Here is a 24,925-nt window from a genome sequence, read left to right as displayed (position 1 = left end):
CCGACGTAGAGCCGACCGTTGGTCGGCTGACGCACACGGGCGGTGTCGGTGGCCCTGGGGAGAGCAGCCGACCAACGGTCGGCTCTACCGGTTCTTATCCGGTAAACGTTCGCCGGCCCGCCAACGTAGAGCCGACCGTTGGTCGGCTGACGCGCACGGCGGTGTCGGTGGCCCTGGGGAGGGCAGCCGACCAACGGTCGGCTCTACCGGTTTTTATCAGGTAAACGTTCGCCGCCCCGCCAACGTAGAGCCGACCGTTGGTCGGCTGACGCACACGGGCGGTGTCGGTGGCCTTGGGGAGAGCAGCCGACCAACGGTCGGCTCTACCTGTTCTTATCCGGTAAACGTTCGCCGGCCCGCCGACGTAGAGCCGACCATTGGTCGGCTGACGCGCACGGGTGGTGTCGGTGGCCTGGGAGAGCAGCCGACCAACGGTCGGCTCTACCTGTTCTTATCCGGTAAACGTTCGCCGGCCCGCCAACGTAGAGCCGACCGTTGGTCGGCTGACGCGCACGGGCGGTGTCGGTGGCCCCGGGGAGAGCAGCCGACCAACGGTCGGCTCTACCGGTTCTTATCCGGTAAACGTTCGCCGACCCGCCAACGTAGAGCCGACCGTTGGTCGGCTGACGCGCACCGGCAGCGTCGGTGGCCCTGGGGAGAGCAGCCGAACAACGGTCGGCTCTACCGGTTCTTATCCGGTAAACGTTCGCCGGCCCGCCGACGTAGAGCCGACCGTTGGTCGGCTGACGCGCACGGCGGTGTCGGTGGCCCTGGGGAGGGCAGCCGACCAACGGTCGGCTCTACCGGTTCTTATGCGGGGTGTTGCAGCACTGCAACCCAGGCCGGCAGCGTCAGCAGCGACAACAGAATGCCGTACCCCACCATTGCCGCGGCCAGCCGCGGGGCCAGCCGGTGCGAGATCGCCAGGGCGGCGGCGGTGATCATGGTCGGCATCGCCGATTCCAGCACGTTCACCTGCAGCATCTGGCCCTGCAGGCCCAGCAGCCACGAGATCGGCACCGCCAGGGCGGGCATCACCAGCAGCTTCAAGACCAGCCCGATGCCCAGCGGGGTGAGTTCCTCGCGCGACAGCCGCAGCCGGATCGACAGGCCCACCGCCAGCATCACCAGCGGCAGCATGGCATCGGCCAGTTGCCTGAGGCCGTTGCCGATCCACGCGGGCGGCTGTTCGGGCATCAGCAGCAGCGCGAACAGCAGCGCCCACAGCGGTGGGAACCGTGCGATGCGCGCCAGCACCTGAGCCGCCGTGGGTGGGGTGTCGCCGCTGTAACGGGCAATCACGTACAGGCCGAAGGTGGACAGCAGCAGGAACGTGCCGAACTGGTCATAGACCACCGCATAGGGAAGTGCAGCGTCGCCCAGCAGGGCGCGCACCATCGGGTAGCCGATGAAGCTGGAGTTGGCCAGGGTCACGCAGATCAGCAGTACCGCGTGCACGTCGCGGGCAAACCCGCAGAGGCGCGTGGCCAGGGACACCAGCGCCCAACTGGCCAGCATCAGCAGCCAGGGCGTGACCATCAGCCCGATCAGGCTGGCATCCAGGTGCAGCCGCGGCACGTAGGTGAGCACCGCCGCGGGCAGGCACACATACAACACCACGCGGTTGAGCACCTCGGCGCTGGTGTCGGGCAGCGCACGCAGGCGTGCAAACAGCATGCCCAGGCCAAGCATGGTCAGGATCAGGGCGAACGCATCGAAAGCCATCGCAGCAGCCTAGCCGATGCGCAGGCCGCCGCCGCCCCGACCTTGGTCGAAGCGACGTGCCAGAGGGCCGGTCCGGGCGGCCGCCGCAGGCGCCGCCCGCGGGCTCAGGGCCAGGCCGGCGGTTGTGCCGCCCAGGCCTGCTGCACCTCGGCCAGGGTGGCGCGCTCGCTGTCGCGCCAGCTGGGCAGCAGGTCGGCGTAGCGCGCCGGACTGCCCCACTGCTGCGGCTCGGTGCGTACCGCCGCGGCGTACCACTGCACGGCCTCGTCTTTGCGCCCCAAGGTCCACAACGCCAGCGCATAGGTGGCCGGCACCCAGGACGGGTTGCCGCGCATGCCGCCCTGGGCCGTGCTCCACTGCGCCAGTGCCGCCTCTACCTCGCCCAGCCGGAACAGGTCCCAGCCGTAGTTCCAGCGCACCGCGCGCCCCGCCGCCGTGGTCGGCGGCGCGCTGCCGCCTGCTTCCGCATACAGGGTGCGGCCCAGCTCCGGACGTCCCTGCGAAAACGCGACGCCGGCCAGCTGCACGGTGGCATCGAGCGCTTTGCGCCCGCGCTCGCGCTGCTTCATGAGCTGGTCCACCAGGTCGCCACTGCCGGCCGGCACCACCACCATCGGAACGGCGGCGGGGTCGGTGTCGAAGTAGAACTCCTGCACTGCAGGCAGCGGCTGCGCCGCCACCCCGAATGTCGTCATTGCGGCCATCAATGCCGCAGCCAAACCAGCCGCCAGCGTCACGCCGGCGCGCCCCTGTCTTGCCACTGCCATGCAAACTCCCCCGGGTTGTCACAACAACCTCCCATCCCGATCCTAACCCCAGCGTGCGCCCGGACGCGAGTGCCCGAGGTCCATTTCGGCGCCACTGTTACAATCCGCGCCTTTCCGGTCGTGTTTGCTGCGGCCGTGCCAGCCGACTTTCCGGGCCAGCCATGACCAGTACCGCCGAACTCACCTCGCCCTCCTCCGCCAACCAGCCCGACGCCGGTGGCCTGGACGCCAGCTATACGCTGGACCACAAGTACACCCGTACCGATGGCCGCATCTACCTGAGCGGGGTGCAGGCGCTGGTGCGTCTGCCGCTGATGCAGCGCCTGCGCGACGAGGCGGCCGGGCTGGACACCGCCGGCTTCATCAGCGGCTACCGCGGCAGCCCGCTGGGCGGTTTCGACCTGGAACTGTGGCGGGCCCGCCAACACCTGGACGCGGCGCGGGTGAAGTTCACCCCCGGCCTCAACGAGGACCTGGGTGCCACCATGGTCTGGGGCACCCAGCAGACCAACCTGTTCCCGGGCGCCAAGGTCCAGGGCGTGTATGGCATGTGGTACGGCAAGGGCCCCGGCGTGGACCGCTGCGGCGACGTGTTCAAGCATGCCAACGCGGCCGGCACCTCGGTGCATGGCGGCGTGCTGGCGCTGGCCGCCGACGACCATGCCTGCCGCAGCTCGACCCTGCCGCATGGCAGCGAGGACGAGTTCGTCAGCGCGATGATGCCGGTGCTGAATCCGGCCGGGGTGCAGGACATCCTGGACATGGGCCTGCTCGGCTGGGCGATGAGCCGGTATACCGGCCGCTGGATCGGCTTCAAGACCATCGCCGAGACCGTGGAATCCTCGGCCTCTGTGCAGGTGGATCCGTTCGCGCGGAAAATCCTGCTGCCCGAGGACTTCGAGATGCCGGCCGGTGGCCTCAACATCCGCTGGCCGGATCCGCCGCTGGATCAGGAAATGCGCCTGCACCGGTATGCAGTTGCCGCCGCGCAGGCCTTCGCCCGTGCCAACAGCATCGACCGGGTGGTGATGGATTCGCCGCGTGCGCGGCTGGGCATCGTCACCACCGGCAAGAGCTACCTGGACGTGCTGCAGGCGCTGGAATACCTGGGGCTGGACGAGCAGGCCTGCGCCGACATCGGCATCCGCGTGTACAAGGTCGGCATGACCTGGCCGCTGGAGCCGGTGGGCATCGCGCGCTTCGCGCAGGGCCTGGAAGACATCGTCGTGGTGGAGGAAAAGCGTGCCTTCATCGAGCGCCAGATGAAGGAACAGTTCTACAACTGGCCGGCCAGCGCCGGTCCGCGCCCGTCGATCGTGGGCAAGTACGACGAGGCCGGCACCTGGATCCTGCCGTCCACCAACGAGCTGACCCCGGCCACCATCGCCGGCGTGATCGGCCGCCGCATCCAGCGTTTCTTCACCAATGAATCCATCGAACAGCGCCTGCGCTGGATGGACGAGAAGGAAGCCGAGCTGGCCCTGCCGCGCGCCAGCTTCCCGCGCGTGCCCCACTACTGCTCCGGCTGCCCGCACAACACCTCTACCCGCGTGCCGGAAGGCTCGCGCGCGCTGGGCGGGATCGGGTGCCATTACATGGTCACCTGGATGGACCGCAGCACCGACACCTTCACCCACATGGGCGGCGAAGGCGTCACCTGGGCCGGGCAGGCCGCGTTCACCGACACCGAGCACGTGTTCCAGAACCTCGGGGATGGCACCTACTTCCACAGTGGTTCGCTGGCGATCCGCCAGGCCATCGCGGCCGGGGTCAACATCACCTATAAGATCCTCTACAACGACGCGGTGGCGATGACCGGCGGGCAGCCGGTGGACGGCACCCTGAGCGTGCCGCAGATCGCCCACCAGATGCGCGCCGAAGGCGTGCAGACGATCGTGCTGGTGAGCGATGAGATCGGCAAGTGGAACAAGCGCGAGCTGTTCCCCGAGGGCGTGGAGTTCCATGACCGCGCCGAACTGGATGCGGTGCAGAAGCAACTGCGCGCGGTGAAAGGCACCAGCATCCTGATCTACGAACAGACCTGCGCCACCGAAAAACGCCGCCGCCGCAAGCGCGGCAAGCTGGTCGACCCGCCCAAGCGGGTGGTGGTCAATTCACTGGTCTGCGAAGGCTGCGGCGACTGCGGGCAGAAGAGCTTCTGCGTGTCGGTGCTGCCCAAGGAAACCGAGTTCGGGCGCAAGCGCGACATCGACCAGTCCAACTGCAACAAGGACTACAGCTGCACCACCGGCTTCTGCCCGAGCTTTGTCACCGTGCACGGCGGCAAGCCGCGCAAGGGTGCGCGCAGTTCGAAGACCGCGCTGCTGGACAACCTGCCGCCGCCGACCTTCCGGACCACGCTGGACCAGCCCTGGAACATCCTGATCACCGGCGTCGGTGGTACCGGCGTGGTCACGATCGGTGCGTTGCTGGGCATGGCCGGGCACCTGGAGGGCAAGGGCGCCAGCGTGCTCGACCAGACCGGGCTGGCCCAGAAGGGCGGCGCGGTGACCACCCATATCCGCATCGCGCGCACGCCCGAAGACATCCACGCGGTGCGCATCGCCGCGGGCGAAGCCGACCTGGTGGTGGGCTGCGACATGGTGGTGGTGAACGACTACTGGGCGTTGTCCAAGGTGCGCGCCGAGCGCTCGCAGGTGGTGCTCAACACCTATGAAGCGATGCCGGGCACCTTCACCACGCGCCCGGACATGCAGTTCCCGGCGGCGGACATCATTGCCGGCATCCGCGTGGCGCTGGGCGGGCGCGAGCCGCTGCTGCTCGATGCCACCCAGCTGGCCACCGCCCTGCTCGGCGATGCCATCGCGTCGAACCTGTTCATCCTGGGCTATGCCTGGCAGCAGGGGCTGGTGCCGATCTCGTTCGAGGCACTGATGCGCGCGATCGAACTCAACGGCGCGGCCGTACAGATGAACCAGCAGGCGTTCGCCTGGGGCCGCCTGGCTGCGGTGGACCCACAGGCCGTGCAGCAGGCCGCTGGCCTGGTCCGCAACGGCCACACCGATGCCGAGCGCACCCCCGGCCCGCTGCATGACCTGCCGCCGGGTGAGTGGGAAGGCAACGAATGGGGGGCCAACGCAGCCCCGCGCGATACCGGCGACGAGCGCGAGCTGCGTGGCCTGCCCGGCCATGGCGTGGGCGAAGAGGTGGCGTTCCTGCCGCTGGACGACGAGCGCCTGTCGCGTTCGCTGGACGAGCTGGTCGAGCGCCGCGTGCGCTTCCTCACCGACTACCAGGACAGCGCCTACGCCGCACGTTACCGCGCGCTGGTGGACAAGGTGCGGGCCGCCGAGTGGGACGCGGTGGGCAGCACCGCGCTGACCGAAACCGTGGCGCGCTATTACTTCAAGCTGATGGCCTACAAGGACGAGTACGAAGTGGCGCGGCTGTACACCAGCGGCGAGTTCCAGCGCCGCCTGCAGCAGCAGTTCGAGGGCGATTTCCAGGTGCGCTTCCACCTGGCCCCGCCGCTGTTTGCGAAGAAGGATGAGCAGGGCCGCCTGATCAAGCAGGAATACGGCCCGTGGATGCTCAAGGCGTTCGGCCTGCTGGCCAGGATGAAGTTCCTGCGCGGCGGCACCTTCGACGTGTTCGGCCGCACTGCCGAACGCCGGAGCGAGCGCCAGCTGATCGCCGACTACGAACAGACCGTGGCGCTGCTGCTGGACGGACTGCGCGATGACCGCGTGGCGCTGGCGGTGGAGATCGCCAGCATCCCCGAACACATCCGCGGCTACGGGCACGTCAAGGAAGCGCACCTGCACAAGGCCAAGGCCCGCGAAGCCACGCTGCTGGCGCAATGGAAGAACCCGCGCGCCCTGCACATCGTGCAGGTGGCATGAGGACTACGGCCGCACCGCACCGGCAACCGTTAGCACCCCGGGGGTAGAGCCGACCGTTGGTCGGCTACCTGCCACACCCGCAGCCGGTTGTTGGCCGGCATCGCCACGTCCTCCACCAGCCGTAGCCCCTGCGCAGCCGCCAGCGCGTCCACCGCCTCCGCATCGCGGATGCCCGAATCCCGATCGCGCGCCTTCAACCACGCGTCGAACTGGCGGTTGCTCTCACTGCTGAACGCACCGTGGTAGTTGAACGGCCCGTAGATGCACAGCAGCGCGTTGTCCGCCATCACCGCCGGCAACCCGGCGAACAACGCCTGCACGTGCGCCCAGCTCATGATGTGCAGGGTGTTGGCGGTAAACACCGCATCGAAGCCCACCGGCGCCGTCGGCAGGGGGGCCAGGCCGGGGCGCGGCGACAGCACCGCCTGCAGCGGCCAGGGTGCGGGTGCATTGGGCAGCGCCGCCTCGGCGAGACGCTCGGCAATGCCCGCCAGGTAGTCCGGGTGGTCGCTCGCCTGCCACTGCAGGTGCGGCAGTCGTGCGGCGAAGTACGCGGCGTGCTGCCCGGTGCCGCTGCCGATCTCCAGTACGCGCGTGCGGTCGTGCAGGTGCCGCCGCAGCACGGCCAGGATCGGCTCACGGTTGCGTTCGCAGGCCTCGGACCACCGTTGCTGGCTCATGCAGTGCTCAAGATGAATTGGACAAGACACATCCAACCATGACCGCAGTCACTTGTGCCACTGCCGCCTGCCACCGAAAGTCGAGGACTTGTCCACTGTCGCCGGCGTCTTGCCCGCGACCGTACCCGGGGAATCGCAAGCTGTGCAACGCCGTGAGTTTCTGACGCTGTCTGGAATGGGCCTGGCTGGCCTGATGCTGCCGCACTCCCGCCTGATCGCCGCCGAGCAGCTGCTCGAGCCGGGCGACGTGGCCCGCAAAAAGGCCTTGGCCGAGGCGGCACTGGGGACCGCCAAACGGTTGGGGGCCAGCTACTGCGACGTACGCATCGGGCGCTACCTCAACCAGGCGGTGATCACCCGCGAGGCGCAGGTGCAGAACATCACCAACCGCGAATCGTCGGGCATCGGCATCCGGGTGATCGTCAACGGCGCCTGGGGGTTTGCCGCCACGCACCAGCAGACGCCGGCCGCGGTGAAGGCCGCGGTGGAACAGGCGGCGGCCATCGCCCGGGCCAACGCCAGCGTCCAGACCCGTCCGGTGCAGCTGGCACCCGTGCAGGGCGTGGGCGAGGTGAGCTGGAAGACGCCGCTGCGCAAGAACGCGATGGCCGTGCCGATCCAGGACAAGGTGGACCTGCTGCTGAGCCTGAACGCTGCCGCGCTCAATGCCGGCGCCAACTTCATCAACTCCACCCTGTTCCTGGTCAACGAACAGAAGTACTTCGCCTCCAGCGACGGCTCCTTCATCGACCAGGACGTGCACCGCATCTGGCTGCCATTCACCGCGACCGCGATCGACAAGAGCAGCGGCAAGTTCCGCACGCGCGCCGGGCTGTCCTCGCCGATGGGCATGGGCTACGAATTCCTGGATGGCGACGCCAGCGGCAAGATCGCCCTGCCCGGCGGCATCACCGCCTACCGTGATTCCTACGACCCGGTGGAAGATGCCATCGCCGCGGCGCGGCATGCGCGCGAGAAGCTCAAGGCCCCGTCGGTCAAGCCGGGCAAGTACGACCTGGTGCTGGACCCGTCCAACCTGTTCCTGACCATCCACGAGAACGTCGGCCACCCGCTGGAGCTGGACCGCGTGCTGGGCTACGAGGCCAACTACGCCGGCACCAGCTTTGCCACCCTGGACAAGCGCGATGCCGGCTACCGCTGGGGCAGCGAGCGGGTCAACTTCTTCGCCGACAAGACCGCCCCCGGCAGCCTGGGTGCGGTGGGCTACGACGATGAAGGGGTCAAGACCAGGCGCTGGGATCTGGTCAAGGACGGCATCCTGGTGAACTACCAGGCCACCCGCGACGAAGTGCACATCCTCGGCGAAACCGAATCGCACGGCTGCAGCTACGCCGATTCCTGGTCCAGCGTGCAGTTCCAGCGCATGGCCAACGTCTCGCTGGCCCCGGGCAGGACCCCGCTGAGCGTGGCCGACATGATCAAGGACGTGGAGAACGGCATCTACATCCACGGCCGCGGCTCGTACTCCATCGACCAGCAGCGCTTCAACGCGCAGTTCGGCGGCCAGCTGTACTACCAGATCAAGAACGGCCAGATCACCGGCATGGTCGAAGACGCGGCCTACCAGATCCGCACGCCGGAATTCTGGAATGCCTGCAGCGCCATCTGCGACGAACGTGATTTCCGCTTCGGCGGCTCGTTCTTCGATGGCAAGGGCCAGCCCGGCCAGGTCTCGGCGGTGTCGCATGGCTCGTCGACCACGCGCTTTGATGGCATCAACATCATCAACACCGCGCGCAGCCTGGGATGAGCATGCCCTGCCCACCGTGCGTTCCGTCATTTGACGCCCCCTTCCGATGGCCGCAAGAATCGGGGCCACCGCCCCGGCGGTCGCTGTGATGTCGCCGTTTCCCTGCCACCCCCACACCGACGTGGAGAGCTGCCTTGCAAAGACGTGACTTCCTCGCCCTCACCGGGCTTACCGCTGGCGGACTGATCGTGCCGTCATTCTTCGGCAAGGTGATCGCCGCCGAGCAGCTGCACAGCACGCTGGACCTGGGGCTGAAGAAGCGCCTGGCCGACGCTGCGCTGGCCGCTGCCCGCCAGGCCGGCGCCACCTACTGCGACGTCCGCATCGGGCGCTACCTGCGCCAGTTCGTGATCACCCGCGAAGACAAGGTGCAGAACGTGGTCAACACCGAATCCACCGGTGTGGGCATCCGCGTGATCGTCAACGGCGCCTGGGGCTTTGCCGCCACCAACCAGCTGGGCACCGCCGACGTGGCGCGCGCCGCGCAGCAGGCGGCCGCCATCGCCAAGGCCAATGCGGGTGTGCAGACTGCGCCGGTACAGCTGGCCGCCACGCCCGGTGTGGGGGAAGTGAGCTGGAAGACCCCCATCCGCAAGAATGCGATGGACGTGCCGATCAAGGAGAAGGTGGACCTGCTGCTGGACGTCAATGCCGCGGCAATGGCCGCCGGCGCCAGCTTCGTCAACTCGATGCTGTTCCTGGTGAACGAACAGAAGTACTTCGCCTCCACCGATGGCTCGTACATCGACCAGGACGTGCACCGCATCTGGACCCCGATGACCATCACCGCCATCGACAAGGCCAGCGGCAAGTTCCGCACCCGCGAGGGTCTGTCCGCGCCGATGGGCATGGGCTACGAATACCTCGATGGCGCCGCCGCCGGCAAGGTGCTCACCCCCAACGGGGTGGTCAACTACAGCTCCTCCTACGACATGAAGGAAGACGCCATCGCGGCGGCCAGGCAGGCGCAGGAGAAGCTGAAGGCGCCGTCGGTGAAGCCGGGCAAATACGACCTGGTGCTGGACCCGTCGCACACCTGGCTGACCATCCATGAGTCGGTAGGCCATCCGCTGGAACTGGACCGCGTGCTTGGCTACGAAGCCAACTACGCCGGCACCAGCTTCGCCACCCTGGACAAGCGCGAACAGCACTTCCAGTACGGCAGCGACAAGGTCAACATCTTCGCCGACAAGACCCAGCCGGGCAGCCTCGGCGCGGTGGCCTACGACGACGAAGGCGTCAAGACCAAGCGCTGGGATCTGATCAGCGACGGCAAGCTGGTGGACTACCAGACCATCCGCGACCAGGCCCACATTCTGGGCAAGACCGCCTCGGACGGCTGCTGCTATGCCGACTCCTGGTCCAGCGTGCAGTTCCAGCGCATGGCCAACGTGTCGATGGCGCCGGGCAAGACGCCGCTGAGCGTGGCCGACCTGGTCAAGGACGTGGAAAACGGCATCTACATCATCGGTGACGGCTCCTTCTCCATCGATCAGCAGCGCTACAACGCGCAGTTCGGTGGCCAGCTGTTCTACGAGATCAAGAACGGCAAGATCACCCGCATGCTTGAAGACGTGGCCTACCAGATCCGCACGCCGGAATTCTGGAACGCCTGCAGCGCCGTGGCCGACGAACGCGACTACCGCCTGGGCGGTTCGTTCTTCGACGGCAAGGGCCAGCCGGGCCAGGTCTCGGCGGTCTCGCACGGGTCGTCCACCGCGCGCTTCAACGGCATCAACGTCATCAACACCGCGCGCAGCCTCGGCTGACCGGTCAGGAGCCTACGAATCATGAGTATCTTCACCGAAGCACAAGCCAAGGCCATCCTCGACAAGGTCATCGCGCTGTCCAAGGCCGATGAATGCACCGCCGTGCTGGCCGGCTCGATCAACGGCAACATCCGTTTCGCGCTGAACAACGTGTCCACCAGCGGCATCGTGGACAACACCGAACTGGCCGTCACCGTTGCCTTTGGCAAGCGCGTGGGCACCGCCTCGATCAACGAGTTCGACGATGCCGCGCTGGAACGCGTGGTGCGCCGCGCCGAAGACCTGGCCCGCCTGGCCCCGGAAAATCCGGAGTTCATGCCGGCCATCGGCAAGCAGACCTACACCCCCAGCCCCACCTTCAGCGCGTCCACCGCCGCCATCGACCCGGCGTTCCGCGCCAAGGTCGCCGCCGACTCGATCGCCCCGTGCCGTGGCAAGGGCCTGATCGCCGCCGGCTTCCTGGAAGACGGCCAGGGCTTCTACGCCACCGCCAACAGCAACGGCAACTTCGGCTACCAGCGCAGCACCAACTTCGATTACACCTGCACCGTGCGCACCGAAGATGGCCGCGGTTCGGGCTGGGTCGGTCGCAACCTCAAGGATGCGGCCGACTTCAAGGCCGACCAGGACATCCAGATCGCGATGCGCAAGGCGACCGAATCGCAGGAAGCCAAGGCGCTGGAACCGGGCAAGTACACGGTGATCCTGGAGCCGGCCGCTGCCGCCGGCCTGATCAGCTTCATGATGAACTTCTTCAGCGCGCGCTCGGCCGATGAAGGCCGCAGCTTCCTGTCCAAGAAGGGCGGCGGCAACAAGCTGGGCGAGCAGGTCTACGACCCGCGTGTGAACATGCATGCCGACCCGTGGCACCCCGAAGCCCCGGTGCTGCCGTGGGATGGCGAAGGCATGCCGCGCGGCAAGCTGCCGATCATCGAGAACGGCAAGGTCGCCAACCTGGAATACACCCGGTTCTGGGCGCAGAAGCAGGGCAAGACCGCCAATGCCACCCCGGGCAACCTGCTGATGAGCGGCGGCGAAAAGAGCACCGCCGATCTGGTGCGCGGTACCCAGAAGGGCATCCTGGTCACCCGCACCTGGTACATCCGCATGGTCGATCCGCAGACCGTGCTGCTGACCGGCCTGACCCGCGACGGCACCTTCTACATCGAGAACGGCCAGATCAAGTACCCGGTGAAGAATTTCCGCTTCAACGAATCGCCGGTGATCATGCTCAACAACATCGAAGAGCTGGGCAAGCCGGTGCGCGTGGCCGGTGACGAGTCGAACTTCGTGATGATGATTCCGCCGATGAAGCTGCGCGATTTCACCTTCACCTCGTTGTCCGACGCGGTCTGATGCACGGATGAACCGCGCGCAGTTCCTGCGCCTGCTGCTGGGCAGCGCCGCATTCGCGGCGTTGCCCTCACCGGCGCGCCCCCAGGCCGGACGCTACGACTTCTGGTTCACCCGCCTCAAGTACGACTCCGGCGACTGGGACGTGGATGCGCGCATGCCGTCCAACGTGATCACCTCGCTGATCGACTACACCTCACTGCGCGTGGACCCGACCGAGCATGTCATCGCCTTGTCCGATCCGCGCATGCTGGAAGCGCCGTTCTGCTACCTGGCCGGGCACAAGCTGGTGGAGTTCAACGCCGCAGAGCGGCAGAACTTCGTGCGCTATGTACGCAACGGGGGTTTCGTGTTCGTGGATGACTGCAACCACGACATCGACGGGCTGTTTGCGAAATCGTTCGAGGCGCAGATGGCCAGGCTGTTCGGCCCCAAGGCGCTGAGCAGACTGCCCAACAACCACGCGCTGTACCGCAGCTTCTTCCGCTTCCCCGACGGGCCACCCGCCACCGGCTTCGAGCTCAATGGCTGGGGCGATGACCTGGTGCATGACTACCTCAAGGGCATCGAGGTGGATGGCCGGCTGGGCCTGCTCTACAGCAACAAGGATTACGGCTGCGAGTGGGACTACGACTGGCGCAACAAGCGATTCCTGGCCGAAGACAACACCCGTTTCGCGGTCAACATCGTGATGTACGCGTTGAACAACTAGCTTTCTTCCTGATTCTCCAGCCACGCATGGCGTGGCTCTCCGCCGATTGATGCGAGCGCCTTATGACCACCGACCGCCTGGATGACCTTCTCCCCAAACTGCAGCACCTGCGCACCGCGCTGGGCCAGGCCGTGGTGGGCCAGCACGCGGTGGTGGAGCAGCTGCTGATCGGCCTGCTGGCCGGCGGCCATTGCCTGCTTGAAGGTGCGCCCGGGCTGGGCAAGACCCTGCTGGTGCGCTCGCTGGGCCAGGCGCTGGAACTGCAGTTCCGGCGGGTGCAGTTCACCCCGGACCTGATGCCCAGCGACATTCTGGGCACCGAGCTGCTGGAGGAAGACCACGGCACCGGCCACCGCATCTTCCGCTTCCAGAAAGGCCCCATCTTCACCCACCTGCTGCTGGCCGACGAGCTCAACCGCACCCCGCCCAAGACCCAGGCCGCGCTGCTGGAAGCCATGCAGGAACGCACGGTCAGCTACGCCGGTACCACCTACACCCTGCCTGCCCCGTTCTTCGTGCTGGCCACGCAGAACCCGATCGAGCAGGCCGGCACCTACCCGCTGCCCGAGGCCCAGCTGGACCGCTTCCTGCTGCACGTGCGCGTGGATTACCCCACCGAACAGGAAGAGCGCGACATCCTGCTGCAGACCACCGGCAGCGCGACGGGCAGCGTGTCCAAGGTGATGGACGCCGACGACGTGCTGGCCCTGCAGGCCGCCGTGCGCCAGGTGCATGTCAGCGATGACGTGCTCACCTGGATCACCCGGCTGGTGCGCGCCAGCCGTCCGGGCACCGCCGCGCCGGAGGCGATCAACCAGTGGATCAAGTGGGGCGCCGGCCCGCGTGCCGGGCAGTCGCTGGTGCTGGCCGCCAAGGCGCGCGCCCTGCTGCAGGGCCGCTTCGCCGCCACACGCGAGGATGTGCAGGCGCTGGTGCCCCCGGTGATGCGTCATCGCCTGCTGTTGTCCTTCGCCGCCGAGGCCGAGCAGAAGAGTGCCGACGATGTGATCGCCGCGCTGCTGCAGGCCGTGCCGTTCCCCGCCTGAGCCCGCCGTGACGCTGCACGCCCCCATCGCCATTCCCGCCGACGTGCGCAGCCGCCTGAAGGCGCTGCGCCTGTTGCCGCGGCGTGCGCGGGGCGCGCACGGCATCGGCCAGCATGCCAGCCGCAGCCGCGGTGCCGGGCTGGAGTTCGCGCAGTACCGCGCCTATGAGCCGGGTGACGAACTGCGCCAGATCGACTGGAAGCTGTACGCCCGCTCGGACCGCTTCTTCGTGCGCGAGTCCGAACGCGAGAGCCCGATCACCAGCTGGGTGCTGGTGGACGCCAGCGCCTCGGCGGCCCAGTACGACCGTGCCCGCCCGGACTGGTCGCGCCTGGACCACGCCTGCGCCACGGCCGCCTGCCTGGTCGAACTGGCCCTGCAGCAGGGCGACCGCTTCGGCGTGATCGCCGTCAATGGCGAGGGCGTGCATTTGGTACCGGCCGGGAGCGGCCCACGCCAGCGCGACCGTGTGCACCTGCTGCTGCGCCAGCTGCGCGCGCGCGGCGGCTGGCCGTCCATGGACATGCTGCGCCCGGTATGGGAGCGCGTGCAGCCCGGCGACCTGCTGGTGGCCCTTGGCGATGGCTTCGACGCGGCCGGCACCGTGCTGCTGGAACGCCTGGCGGCCGCGCGTCGCGAGGTGCTGCAGGTGCAGCTGCTGAGCGCCGACGAGCGCGACTTTCCGTTCACCGACGGCCATCGCTTCCGCGATCCGGAAACCGGCGACGAACTGCTGGGCGACGGGCGTGCCATCCGTGCCGATTACCTGGCCCGCTTCGCGCAGGCCCAGCGCGAACTGCAGGCGCGCCTGCATGCCAGCGGCATCGCCCATGCGGTGGGCTACCTTGACCAACCGCTGGATGCACCGCTGCGCCCGCTGTTCGGCGCGGGCGGCGGCGCATGAGCCTTGCGCTGCTGTTCCCGCTGGGCCTGCTGGCGCTGGCCGCGTGGCTGGTGCCGCTGCTGGTCCACCTGGCGCGCCGCCATCAGTACGCACCGCTGGATTTCGCCGCGCTGCGCTGGCTGCGCGCCAAGGTACGGCCGCGCCAACGCGTGCGTTTCGACGAGTGGCCGCTGCTGCTGGTGCGGCTGGCACTGCTGGCCGCCCTGGCGCTGCTGTTGGCGCGCCCGGTACTGCAGGGCAGCGCTGCCGATACGCATCCGGTGGTTGTCGTGGCCCCCGGGCTGGACGTTAGCGCGCAGCAGGCACGGCAGCCGAACGCGGACTGGCGCTGGCTGGCGCCGGGCTTCCCGCCGCTGGATCGGCCCGCCCCCACCGGCGCGCAGCCGCTGGCGAGCCTGCTGCGCGAGCTGGATCAGCAGCTGCCGGCCGGTGCGCCGCTGACCGTCTACGTGCCCGACCCGATGCCGGGCGCGGACGCCGAACGCCCGCGGCTGTCGCGCAACGTGCGGTGGCAACCGCTGGCGGTGGCGCCACCGACCGCAGCCCGGCCCCCGACGAGCGCGCCGCGCCTGCACCTGGGCGTCGATGCCGATGCACAGGCGCAGCGCGTGTTCAGTGCGGTGCAGCGCGCCTGGAACGCAACGCCGCTCGCACCGGCCACCGCAGCGGTACCCGGCACCGGCGACATCGGCGTGTGGCCGTCCACCACCCCGCTGCCGCCGGCATGGCAGGCCTGGCTGGAGCGCGGTGGCACGCTGCTGGGCACGCCATCGGTACCGCACGACGCCACCGGTGCGGTGGTGCTGCGCGACGCACAGGGCGACCCAGTCCTCAGCGAGTACCGGGTCGGCCGCGGGCGTCTGCTGCGCTTCCACGCAGCGGTATCGCCCGCGGCGTCGCCAGGCCTGCGCGACCCGGACTTCCCCCGGCAGCTGCTTCACCTGGTGCGCCCCGTTGCCGCGCCGCAGTGGGTTGCCGCCAGCGCGCACGCACCCGTGCGCGGTGCCCGCGCGCCCACGCCGCAACCACGCGACCTCGCGCCGTGGCTGCTCGGATTGATCGTGCTGCTGTTCGCCCTTGAACGCTGGCTGGCCACGTCGCCCCGGCGCGGGGGGACGGCATGATCGCCGCCCTGCTGCAGCGCTGGCGGCAGGCCCGCCGACGCCGGTGGTGGTCAACGCTGCTGCTGGCGTTGCCGCTCGCGTTGGGCGCCACGGCCGTGGCGTTGCGCCTGGGCGGATTCGATATCGCCACGGGGGTGTTGCTGGTGGCGTTGCTGGCCGGTGCCGCGCTGGCCACGTGGCGCAGCCGACAGCTGGACCGACGCTGGCTGGTCCGCCAGCTCGACCGCCACGCCGCGCTGCAGGACAGTGCCGACCTGCTGTTCGCGGCCGACGATGCGCTCAACCCCCTGCAGCACCGCCAGCGCGCGCGTGTGCACGCCGCGTTGCAGACACAGACGCCCGACCTGCGCGCGGCGTGGTCGCGCCGCGCCTTGCTGGTGGCCTGGCTGGGTGCACTGGTGGTGATCGCGCTGGCACTGGGATGGCCGCGCAGCAGCGGCGGCACGGCGCTGCCAGCCCTGGCCACCACGCCGCGTGCCACGCCCGCACACCCGCCCCGCCTGCAATCCAGCCGGCTGGCAATCAACGCCCCGGCCTACACCGGGCAGCCAGCGCGCGTGCAGAGCACACTGGATGCAAAGGTCGCGCAGGGCAGCGCGCTGCAGTGGTCGCTGCGCTTCAGCGCGCAGCCCAGCGAGGCCGTGCTGCAGTTCCACGATGGCCGCCGTGTCGCCCTGCGTCGCGAGGACGACAGCTGGACCGGCACATGGACCGCCGACCGCCCCGCGCTGTACCGCGTGGTCACCGTACCGGCGCTGGCAGCGCCACGCCTGTACCGCCTGGATGTGCTGCCCGACCAGCCGCCGCGCGTGCGCGTGCTCGCCCCGGACCGCACGCTGGTGCTGGGCACGCCCGGGCAACGGCAGTGGACGCTGCAGTTCGAGGCCAGCGACGACCACGGCGTGTCCGCCGATGCCCAGCTGAAGATCACCCTGGCCCAGGGCAGCGGCGAGAACATCACCTTCCGCGAACACACCCTCAGCCTGGTCGGCAGCGGCACGCCCACGCTGCGCCGCTTCGCGCGCACGCTGGATCTGGCCGCGCTGGGGGCCGAGCCCGGCAACGACGTGATCGCCCAACTGCAGGTGCGTGACTACCGTGCGCCCACGCCACAGACCGCACAGAGCACCAGCGTGATCCTGCGCCTGCCCAGCGTGGAGCAGGTGCAGGGCGCGGAACTGGAGGGCATGGTCAAGAAGACGTTGCCCGCCTACTTCCGCAGCCAGCGCCAGATCATCATCGACGCCGAGGCGCTGATCAAACTGCGTCGCCAGCTGCCTGCCGAAGAATTCATCAAGCGCGCCGATGCCATCGGCGTGGACCAGCGCATCCTGCGCCTGCGCTACGGCCAGTTCCTGGGCGAGGAAAGCGAAGGCGGCGCCAAGCCCCCGCCGACCAGCGACGCCCTGCCCACCAGCGACACCCCACCGGCCGATGCGCACGACGACACCGATGCGCACGCCCATGCGCCGGCCGAAACAAGCGACCCCGCACACGCCGACCATGACGGTCATGACCATGCAGGCGCCACGCCGGAGGCACCGCCGGTGTTCGGCAGCGCCACCGACGTGCTGTCCGAGTACGGCCACACCCACGACCACGCCGAGGCGGCCACGCTGCTCGACCCGCAGACCCGCGCCACGCTGAAAGCCGCACTGGACCAGATGTGGTCGTCCGAAGGCGAACTGCGCCAGGGCCGGCCCGAGGCTGCGCTGCCGTACGCCAACAAGGCCCTGGCCTTCATCAAGCAGGTGCAGCAGGCCGAGCGCATCTATCTGGCGCGGGTAGGTCCGGAACTGCCGCCCATCGATGAAAGCCGTCGGCTCAGCGGCGACCGCACGGACCTGGCCAGCCGCACCCTGCCCATCGCCGCGGTGCCCGCGCCGGAGCCAGCCATCGTGAGCGCCTGGCAACAGCTTGCCGACCCGGCCAGCACGCCCGACCTGGATGCCATCGCGCAGTGGCTGCAGCGCAACGACCGCCGCCTGCCCGATCCGCTCAGCCTGGCCGCGGCCATCGAAGAGCTGCGGGTCGCGCCGGACTGTGGCGCGTGCCGTGCGGTACTGCGCGCGCGTCTGTGGCGGGCGTTGTCGCGGCCCACGCCACAGGTGTCGCGGCGCACGCCGCCCGATCGCATGGGCCAGGCCTACCTGGATGCGCTGGAGGCCTCGCGATGAATGACGCCGCCTGGATCGCGTCGGCACTGCTGGCCATCGTGCTGGTCGGCAGCGTTCGCACGCTGCTGCAGCAGCGTCGCAGCGACACACGCACTACCGCGCGTATCCTCGCGCTGTTGGTGCTGCAGCTATGCGCGACCGCGCTGCTGTACTTCACCCTGTTGCCGCCACCGGTGCACATCGCCGCCGAGCGCCTGACCATCCTCACCGGCCACGCGGCCGCCACATCGAACGCGGCTGCCGACGCCAGCGTGATTGCACTGCCGGAAGCGCCGTCGCGCAGCGACGCCCGCGTCGCGCCCGACCTGGCCACGGCATTGCGCCAGCACCCCGGCACGCAGGCGCTGGTACTGCAGGGCGATGGGCTGGCGGCGCGTGACCGCGACATCGCGCTGCCCCGGCAGGTCACGCTGCAGCCTGCCGCCGCGCCCCGCGGCTGGGTCGCTCTGCAACCACCGGCCAGCACCGTCCCCGGCGCACTGTTCACGGTGCGGGCGCGGGCCCAGGGCGTGACCGGTGCGCGCGCCGAACTGCTTGATCCGGCCGGCATCGTCGTGGACCGCGCCGCGCCCGGCCGCGATGGCAGCGTCGCGCTGGACGGCGTTGCCCGTGCCAGCGGCCGCAGTGAGTTCAGCCTGCGCCTGCTCGACGCCGACAGCCACGTCGTGGATACCGTGCCCGTGCCGTTGCAGACCGACGACGCCCCCGTCGTGCGGGTACTGGTGCTGGCCGGCGCCCCCACGCCGGAGCTGAAATACCTGCGCCGATGGGCAACCGATACCGGCCTGGAGCTGCATGCCCAGGCCAGCGCGGGCGCCGGGGTGATACTCGGCGACGCACCCGTGGCCCTGACCGCCGCGCGTCTGGCCGCCACCGATGTGCTGATCCTCGATGAGCGCAGCGTGGCCGCGCTTGGACCGCCCCAGCGCACGGCCGTGCAGCAGGCACTGCGCGATGGCCTCGGCGTACTGGTGCGCAGCAGCGGCCCGCTTACGGATGGCACGCGGCAGACACTGCGTAGCTGGGGCCTGGCGACGAACGGCGGCAACCAGAGCCTGCCGCTGCGCCTGGCCGCCGATCCGGATCCTGCGCTGCTGCAGGCGCGGCGTGGGCCGCAGCGTGCTGCCAGCACACCCACCGCCGCCATCGACGAAGCGGACAGCACCTCGCACAACGCCCCGTTGCCTGCGCTGGAGCAGTTCAACCTGCGTGCCCTGGATGCCACGCCGCTGCTGCACGATGCCAGCGGTGCCGCGCTGGGCGGCTGGCGCGATGTAGGCCGTGGTCGCCTCGCGCTGCTGCCCCTTACCGACAGCTACCGCCTGGTGCTGGCCGGCCGCGACGATCGTCATGCCGAGCTGTGGAGCAGCGTGGTGGCCACCCTGGCGCGTCCGCTGGCAACCGCCGCATCGGTGCGCCTGGGCAGTGCCACGGCATGGGCAGGCGAACGCATCGCGCTGTGCGCGCTGGCCGACGGCACTACCGTACGCAGCCCGCAGGGCGCCACGGTGGCGCTGCACATCGATCCGGCCACCACCGGCGACCGCTGTGCCGGCTACTGGCCGCAGCAGGCAGGCTGGCACCAGGTGCAGATGGGCACGCGCACCCAGGCCTTCTACGTGTTCGACCCGGCGCGCGCGCAGGCCATGCACCGCCAACAGACCCGCGACGCCACCGCGCTGCGGCTGGGCACTGACATCGCCGCATCGACCGGCGCGGTCGTTCCCGTGCCCGGCCCGCGCTGGCCGTGGCTGCTTGGCTTCCTCGTGGTGGCCGGCCTGCTGTGGTGGTTGGAGCGTTGGCGCCCGCGCCCGCGCGGCACACCGTAACCCGGCACGCTGCCCGCACAGCCACCAGTCATCACAACGTGCGCTCCGTTTGTGTACGCCATGACTGCCGCGTGCAAACTACCTGCGCACTGCACACCAAGGACAGGTCACGCATACGCTGGACGCGGACATGCAGACCCGCCCGGCACCCGGGCTGGCCACCTGACACACGTGGTTTTCGTGTACTCGCCCGGCTGGCCACCCTCGCGCCGGGCCCTGTCCGGCGTTACCGCTGCGGGCGGGTACGCCGGTACACACCGTTGAAACGCACGTTCATGCCACCGCATTCGCTGTTGTCGGCCACGATCAGGTAGTCGCCCAGCAGGTGGGCGCGCAGCGTGCAGGTGGCGTCGTGGAACACCACCGTGTTCCCCGTCGGCGCCGCCAGCGCCTCCACCTGGCCCATGTTCGGCCCGTACGGGCGCACTTCCGGGTCGGGATTGGCTGATGGCCAGTAGGCATCGCCCTCCACGTGCAACTGGCCACCCCGCACGCCGATGACCAGCTGGTCATCGCCATCGCGCCAGTCGCCGATCCAAGCCTGCAGCGTCGGCGGTGGCAGCGGCTGCGGCTGCAGCCGCGAGCTGGCGACCCAGCCGGCACTGCCGCCCACCTTGTTGGGGAAGAACGCACAGCGGTACCCGCTCTTGTCGCGCCCGGTGATCAGCGTATCGCCGGGCACCACGTAGCTGCGCTGGCGACACGCCGGTTCGCCGCGCGCCGGGCAGCCCTCCGTGTCGCTCAACAGGTACAGACGCGATGCACCCACCACCTTGGCCAGCGCGAAGCCGCGTTGTTCCGAGGGAAAGCCGCCGTTGCGGCAGCTGCCGTCGTCGGCGCTGCCGCTGGCCATGGCCGTGACGGGAAGCAGTGCGGCAAACAGGAACACAGAGCGCAGGGACATGGCGGTAAGCGGGCGTGGTGGGGCGACAGGATAGCCGGTCACTTCTGCGGCGGTGCCACGCAGCCCTGCTGCGGATCGCAGAACTGCAGCGCGCGCAGTTGCTGCTGTTCGGTCAGCTGCGGCGGCGGGCGGGCGATGGCCGACTGGATCTGGTCCGGTGCGCCGGTGATCTTGTTGATGCCCTGCGCGGTTTTGACGATGCCGTAGACAATCCCCATCATCACGTAGCCGCCACTCATGCCCACCTGCTCGGGACTGGGCGGTTCGCGCCAGGAGCGACTGAAGCGGTTGTTTTCGGCCTGCACCGGGCTCTTGAACCGGTACAGATCCAGCGGCACGTCTTCATCGGGTTTGATGGCGCGTACTTCGCCCAGCGTGGTCACGTCGCCCGCGGCCGCAGACGGCGCCACGGGCGGTTCCGGGGCCGGCTCGGGTACCGGGGGCTGCTGGGCCTGTGCCCGGGCGGCCAGCATCATGCCGGCCAATACGGCTGCTTGATATCCCACACGTGCCACAGCTGTCCATCCTGGTCCGTTGCGTACGGCGCCAAGGATACGGGTGCCGCCTTCAGATTTCGTTGGGCGGCCACCGCACTGAATGATTCACCCGCGGGTCCGGCGTGTCTCAAACATTGAGACGCCGCTGTGGTTCCATGGCGTCCTTTGCAGACCGTTGTTCCCATGGCCTACGAACTCGCCAAGCGCACCGAAGATGCCGAGCGCCGCCTGTCCACCACCGACGGGCTGCCCTCGCGCAACGGCGCGCTGCTCACCGCGCGCCTGCAGCAGCGCTACGCCGACCGCATCACCGGCAGCTTCACCATTCCCGGCCGCGAAGGGCGCTATGCGCCGATCCCGGCCGACGTGCCGACCGCGCTCACCGCCGCCCTGAAGGCGCGCGGCATCGAGCAGCTGTACAGCCACCAGGCCGAGGCCTGGGATGCCACCCAGCGCGGCGAGCACGTGGCCATCGTCACCCCCACCGCCAGCGGCAAGTCGCTGTGCTACACCCTGCCGGTGGTGAGTGCGGCCATGCAGGGCAAGGCCAAGGCGCTGTACCTGTTCCCGACCAAGGCGCTGGCACAGGACCAGGTGGCCGAGCTGCTGGAACTCAACCGCGCCGGCGATCTGGGGGTGAAGGCCTTCACCTTCGACGGCGATACGCCCGGCGACGCGCGCCAGGCGATCCGCCTGCATGGCGACATCGTGGTGTCCAACCCGGACATGCTGCACCAGGCGATCCTGCCCCATCACACCAAGTGGGCGCAGTTCTTCGAGAACCTGCGCTATGTGGTCATCGATGAAGTGCACACCTACCGCGGCGTGTTCGGCAGCCATGTCACCAACGTGCTGCGCCGGCTCAAGCGCATCTGCGCGTTCTATGGCGTGGAGCCGCAGTTCATCCTGTGCTCGGCCACCATCGGCAACCCACAGGCGCATGCGCAGGCGCTGATCGAAGCGCCGGTCACCGCCATCACCGAGTCCGGCGCGCCCAGCGGGCCCAAGCACGTGCTGCTGTGGAACCCGCCGGTGGTCAACGCCGACCTGGGCCTGCGTGCCTCGGCGCGTTCGCAGAGCAACCGCATCGCCCGCATCGCGATCAAGTCCGGGCTGAAGACGCTGATCTTCGCGCAGAGCCGGTTGATGGTTGAAGTGCTCACCAAGTATCTCAAGGACATTTTCGACCACGACCCGCGCAAGCCCGCGCGCATCCGCGCCTACCGCGGCGGCTACCTGCCCACCGAGCGCCGCGAGACCGAGCGCGCCATGCGGGCCGGGCTGATCGACGGCATCGTCAGCACCTCGGCGCTGGAGCTGGGCGTGGATATCGGCAGCCTGGACGTGGTGGTGCTCAACGGCTACCCCGGCAGCGTGGCCGCCACCTGGCAGCGCTTCGGCCGTGCCGGGCGCCGCCAGCAGCCCGCGCTGGGCGTAATGGTGGCCAGCTCGCAGCCGCTGGACCAGTACGTGGTGCGGCATCCGGATTTCTTCGCCGATGCCTCCCCCGAACACGCGCGCATTGCCCCGGACCAGCCACTGATCCTGTTCGACCACATCCGCTGCGCCGCCTTCGAACTGCCGTTCCTGGCCGGCGACCCGTTCGGGCCTATCGACCCGCTGGTGTTCCTGGAAGCGCTGGCCGAAACCGAGGTGATCCACCGCGAAGGCGACCGCTGGGAGTGGATCGCCGACAGCTACCCGGCCAACGCGGTGAGCCTGCGTTCGGTGGCCGACGGCAACTTCGTGGTGGTGGACCGCAGCGACGGCAAGCAGCAGATCATCGCCGAGGTGGATTACTCGGCCGCCGCACTCACCCTGTACGAAGGCGCCATCCACATGGTGCAGTCCACGCCGTACCAGGTGGAGCGGCTGGATTGGGACGGCCGCAAAGCCTACGTCACCCGCACCCACGTGGACTACTACACCGACAGCATCGACTTCACCAAGCTCAAGGTGCTGGACCGTTTCGACGGCTGTCTGGCCGGGCAAGGCGACGCCCACCACGGTGAAGTGCATGTGGTGCGGCGCGTGGCCGGCTACAAGAAGATCCGCTATTACACCCACGAAAACATCGGCTACGGCCCGGTCAACCTGCCCGACCAGGAACTGCACACCACCGCGGTGTGGTGGCAGCTGCCGCAGGCATTGCTGCTGACCGCGTTCGAGAGCAAGCAGGAAGCGCTGGATGGTTTCCTGGGCGCGGCATATGCGCTGCACATTGTGGCCACCGTGGCGGTGATGGCCGACGCGCGCGACCTGCAGAAGGCGGTGGGCAACGGCGACGGTGCGTGGTTCGCGGTGGCCGACCAGAGCGGCCGTGGCCAGCTGCGCGGCGCCGAGTTCGACGCCAGCGCGATCGAACTGCAGCAGCAGTTCGTACCCACCGTGTACCTGTACGACAACTTCCCCGGTGGCGTAGGCCTGAGCGAGCCGTTGTGGCTGCGCCAGGCCGAACTGCTGCAGCGCGCGCGCGAGCTGGTGCAGCGCTGCGACTGCAAGGCCGGCTGCCCGGCCTGCGTGGGCCCGGTGCTGGCCGGGCAGGAAGACGATGCCACCACGCCCCGGGCGCTGGCGATGAAGGTACTGGACCTGTTCGATGCGCAGGCGCTGCCAGCCACGGAGGCAGACCCCGCGTATGCCGAGGTGGTGCCGCAGTGAGCCTGAGCCTGGACAAGCTGCGCCTGCTGCGCCGGCAGGCCGGTGACGCTACCCCCGCGCCTGCGGGGGAGCGGATGAAGGCGACCGAGGGTGCGCCGCGCGCCGCTGACACGGGCATGGCCGCCCCCAGCGAAACGGCGTGTGCCGACCGTCGGCCGACACACGCCGCCGTGCTCCCCGCTGCCGCCAACGATGCGCGCGCACGGACTTCTGCGCCGGCCTCGGTGTTTGCCTGGGTCGAACAGGAGATCCGCCACAAGCCCACTGGTGCGGCCAGCAGCACACCGGCAGCGCCCGCACCGGCGCTGCGCACGCCCGACGTAGGCAGCCTGCACCGGCTGCTGGGCCTGCGCGGTCGCGGCAGCGCCGCCGCGCCCGGACCACGCACCAACGCGCAGGACCGCCATGTGCCCGGCGAGGAGATCGCGCCCGGGCTGTTCCTGATTGAATCGTTCCTGCCGCAGCCCATCCCCACCCAGCCGCTGTCGCTGGCATTTGCCAAGCGCGAAGGCGAACAGGTGCAGCCGCAGGACCTGATGTTCTTCGACACCGAAACCACCGGCCTGGCCGGCGGTACCGGCACCCGCGCCTTCATGATCGGGGCCGCCGATTGGCACGCCCATCCCGAGCAGGGCGACGGCCTGCGCATCCGCCAGCTGCTGATGACCACCATGGCCGCCGAGACCGCGATGCTGCGCGAGTTTGCCGGCTGGCTGCAGCCCAGCACCGTGTTCTCCAGCTACAACGGGCGCTGCTACGATGCGCCGCTGCTGAAGACCCGCTACCGGCTGGCCCGGCAGCGCTGCCCGATCACCCCGCTGGACCACGTGGACCTGCTGTTCCCCACCCGCCGCCGCTACCGCGGCACCTGGGAAAACTGCCGGCTGGCCACCATCGAACGGCAGCTGCTGCGGATCGTGCGCGAAGACGACCTGCCCGGTTCGGAAGCCCCGGCGGCATGGCTGAACTACCTGCGCGGCGGCAGTGCGGTGAACCTGCGCCGCGTGGCCGAGCACAACCACCAGGACGTGGTGACGCTGTCGCTGTTGATGCTGCGGCTGGTGGCCGAGGAACAGCGCGCGCGGGAAACACTGGCACTGCAGGGTGAATGAACGCAGCGGTGGGCTTTTGACGCGGTGTGAA

17 protein-coding genes are annotated in these 24,925 nt (G+C 69.2%); 12 read left to right on the top strand and 5 right to left on the bottom strand.

All coding sequences use genetic code 11. The features are described from left to right. Window positions 1-810: 810 nt before the first annotated feature. Window positions 811-1,725 (bottom strand): AEC family transporter, encoded by a 915-nt coding sequence (locus tag GQ674_RS20190; RefSeq protein ID WP_159498750.1) that lies wholly within the window; start codon window positions 1,723-1,725, stop codon window positions 811-813. A gap of 104 nt (window positions 1,726-1,829) precedes the next feature. After that, window positions 1,830-2,492 carry a tetratricopeptide repeat protein gene (locus GQ674_RS20185; protein WP_128095318.1) on the bottom strand — a complete coding sequence of 221 codons (663 nt, stop codon included), beginning with the start codon at window positions 2,490-2,492 and terminating at the stop codon, window positions 1,830-1,832. A 161-nt stretch (window positions 2,493-2,653) separates the two neighbouring features. Here GQ674_RS20185 and GQ674_RS20180 point away from each other — a divergent pair, with 161 nt between their 5' ends. Continuing rightward, window positions 2,654-6,355 (top strand): indolepyruvate ferredoxin oxidoreductase family protein, encoded by a 3,702-nt coding sequence (locus GQ674_RS20180; RefSeq protein ID WP_159498748.1) that lies wholly within the window; start codon window positions 2,654-2,656, stop codon window positions 6,353-6,355. A 29-nt stretch (window positions 6,356-6,384) separates the two neighbouring features. On the opposite strand, the gene GQ674_RS20175 is transcribed toward GQ674_RS20180, so the two are convergent. Next, window positions 6,385-7,035: a DUF938 domain-containing protein gene (locus GQ674_RS20175; RefSeq protein WP_159498746.1), complete on the bottom strand. Its 651-nt coding sequence runs from the start codon at window positions 7,033-7,035 to the stop codon at window positions 6,385-6,387. Window positions 7,036-7,177: 142 nt separating this feature from the next. Here GQ674_RS20175 and GQ674_RS20170 point away from each other — a divergent pair, with 142 nt between their 5' ends. From GQ674_RS20170 to GQ674_RS20130, 9 genes are all read left to right on the top strand, one after another. Continuing rightward, window positions 7,178-8,806 (top strand): TldD/PmbA family protein, encoded by a 1,629-nt coding sequence (locus GQ674_RS20170; protein ID WP_201290191.1) that lies wholly within the window; start codon window positions 7,178-7,180, stop codon window positions 8,804-8,806. A gap of 134 nt (window positions 8,807-8,940) precedes the next feature. Next, on the top strand, window positions 8,941-10,575 hold the full coding sequence (locus tag GQ674_RS20165; RefSeq protein ID WP_159498744.1) for a TldD/PmbA family protein: 1,635 nt from the start codon (window positions 8,941-8,943) through the stop codon (window positions 10,573-10,575). 21 nt (window positions 10,576-10,596) lie between these two features. Continuing rightward, window positions 10,597-11,931: a TldD/PmbA family protein gene (locus GQ674_RS20160; protein ID WP_159498742.1), complete on the top strand. Its 1,335-nt coding sequence runs from the start codon at window positions 10,597-10,599 to the stop codon at window positions 11,929-11,931. Window positions 11,932-11,938: 7 nt separating this feature from the next. Next, entirely contained in the window at window positions 11,939-12,640 is a 702-nt protein-coding gene (locus tag GQ674_RS20155) for a DUF4159 domain-containing protein (RefSeq protein WP_159498740.1), read from the top strand. A 62-nt stretch (window positions 12,641-12,702) separates the two neighbouring features. Further along, window positions 12,703-13,686, top strand: a complete 984-nt coding sequence (locus GQ674_RS20150; RefSeq protein WP_159498738.1) for a MoxR family ATPase — start codon at window positions 12,703-12,705, stop codon at window positions 13,684-13,686. Between the two features lie 7 nt (window positions 13,687-13,693). Further along, entirely contained in the window at window positions 13,694-14,590 is an 897-nt protein-coding gene (locus GQ674_RS20145) for a DUF58 domain-containing protein (RefSeq protein ID WP_159498736.1), read from the top strand. After that, entirely contained in the window at window positions 14,587-15,714 is a 1,128-nt protein-coding gene (locus GQ674_RS20140; protein ID WP_159498734.1) for a BatA domain-containing protein, read from the top strand. The genes GQ674_RS20145 and GQ674_RS20140 overlap by 4 nt, the downstream gene beginning before the upstream one ends. Then, window positions 15,711-17,891 carry a hypothetical protein gene (locus GQ674_RS20135; RefSeq protein ID WP_159498732.1) on the top strand — a complete coding sequence of 727 codons (2,181 nt, stop codon included), beginning with the start codon at window positions 15,711-15,713 and terminating at the stop codon, window positions 17,889-17,891. The genes GQ674_RS20140 and GQ674_RS20135 overlap by 4 nt, the downstream gene beginning before the upstream one ends. Then, a complete protein-coding gene (locus GQ674_RS20130; RefSeq protein ID WP_159498730.1) occupies window positions 17,888-19,720 on the top strand; it encodes a hypothetical protein in 1,833 nt (610 codons plus the stop codon). Before GQ674_RS20135 ends, GQ674_RS20130 begins: the two co-directional genes overlap by 4 nt. Window positions 19,721-19,946: 226 nt before the next feature. Here the strand turns inward: GQ674_RS20130 and GQ674_RS20125 are convergent, their stop codons facing one another. Beyond that, window positions 19,947-20,624, bottom strand: a complete 678-nt coding sequence (locus GQ674_RS20125; RefSeq protein ID WP_159498728.1) for a hypothetical protein — start codon at window positions 20,622-20,624, stop codon at window positions 19,947-19,949. A 38-nt stretch (window positions 20,625-20,662) separates the two neighbouring features. Further along, a complete protein-coding gene (locus GQ674_RS20120; RefSeq protein WP_159498726.1) occupies window positions 20,663-21,100 on the bottom strand; it encodes a hypothetical protein in 438 nt (145 codons plus the stop codon). Window positions 21,101-21,304: 204 nt separating this feature from the next. Here GQ674_RS20120 and GQ674_RS20115 point away from each other — a divergent pair, with 204 nt between their 5' ends. Then, window positions 21,305-23,782, top strand: coding sequence for a DEAD/DEAH box helicase (locus GQ674_RS20115; protein WP_159498724.1), 2,478 nt, complete (start codon window positions 21,305-21,307; stop codon window positions 23,780-23,782). After that, on the top strand, window positions 23,779-24,894 hold the full coding sequence (locus GQ674_RS20110; RefSeq protein ID WP_159498722.1) for a ribonuclease H-like domain-containing protein: 1,116 nt from the start codon (window positions 23,779-23,781) through the stop codon (window positions 24,892-24,894). Before GQ674_RS20115 ends, GQ674_RS20110 begins: the two co-directional genes overlap by 4 nt. Window positions 24,895-24,925: the final 31 nt, after the last annotated feature.

It is taken from the genome of Stenotrophomonas sp. 364, from assembly GCF_009832905.1.
Taxonomy (GTDB): Bacteria; Pseudomonadota; Gammaproteobacteria; order Xanthomonadales; family Xanthomonadaceae; genus Stenotrophomonas; species Stenotrophomonas maltophilia_AP.
This window is presented reverse-complemented; position numbering and strand designations above follow the sequence as displayed.

Coding starts and splice junctions, on each gene's coding strand:
- GQ674_RS20190 (WP_159498750.1), bottom strand. CDS start 1,725: ATGGCTTTCGATGCGTTCGCCCTGATCCTGACCATGCTTGGCCTGGGC.
- GQ674_RS20185 (WP_128095318.1), bottom strand. CDS start 2,492: ATGGCAGTGGCAAGACAGGGGCGCGCCGGCGTGACGCTGGCGGCTGGT.
- GQ674_RS20180 (WP_159498748.1), top strand. CDS start 2,654: ATGACCAGTACCGCCGAACTCACCTCGCCCTCCTCCGCCAACCAGCCC.
- GQ674_RS20175 (WP_159498746.1), bottom strand. CDS start 7,035: ATGAGCCAGCAACGGTGGTCCGAGGCCTGCGAACGCAACCGTGAGCCG.
- GQ674_RS20160 (WP_159498742.1), top strand. CDS start 10,597: ATGAGTATCTTCACCGAAGCACAAGCCAAGGCCATCCTCGACAAGGTC.
- GQ674_RS20155 (WP_159498740.1), top strand. CDS start 11,939: ATGAACCGCGCGCAGTTCCTGCGCCTGCTGCTGGGCAGCGCCGCATTC.
- GQ674_RS20150 (WP_159498738.1), top strand. CDS start 12,703: ATGACCACCGACCGCCTGGATGACCTTCTCCCCAAACTGCAGCACCTG.
- GQ674_RS20140 (WP_159498734.1), top strand. CDS start 14,587: ATGAGCCTTGCGCTGCTGTTCCCGCTGGGCCTGCTGGCGCTGGCCGCG.
- GQ674_RS20135 (WP_159498732.1), top strand. CDS start 15,711: ATGATCGCCGCCCTGCTGCAGCGCTGGCGGCAGGCCCGCCGACGCCGG.
- GQ674_RS20130 (WP_159498730.1), top strand. CDS start 17,888: ATGAATGACGCCGCCTGGATCGCGTCGGCACTGCTGGCCATCGTGCTG.
- GQ674_RS20125 (WP_159498728.1), bottom strand. CDS start 20,624: ATGTCCCTGCGCTCTGTGTTCCTGTTTGCCGCACTGCTTCCCGTCACG.
- GQ674_RS20120 (WP_159498726.1), bottom strand. CDS start 21,100: ATGATGCTGGCCGCCCGGGCACAGGCCCAGCAGCCCCCGGTACCCGAG.
- GQ674_RS20115 (WP_159498724.1), top strand. CDS start 21,305: ATGGCCTACGAACTCGCCAAGCGCACCGAAGATGCCGAGCGCCGCCTG.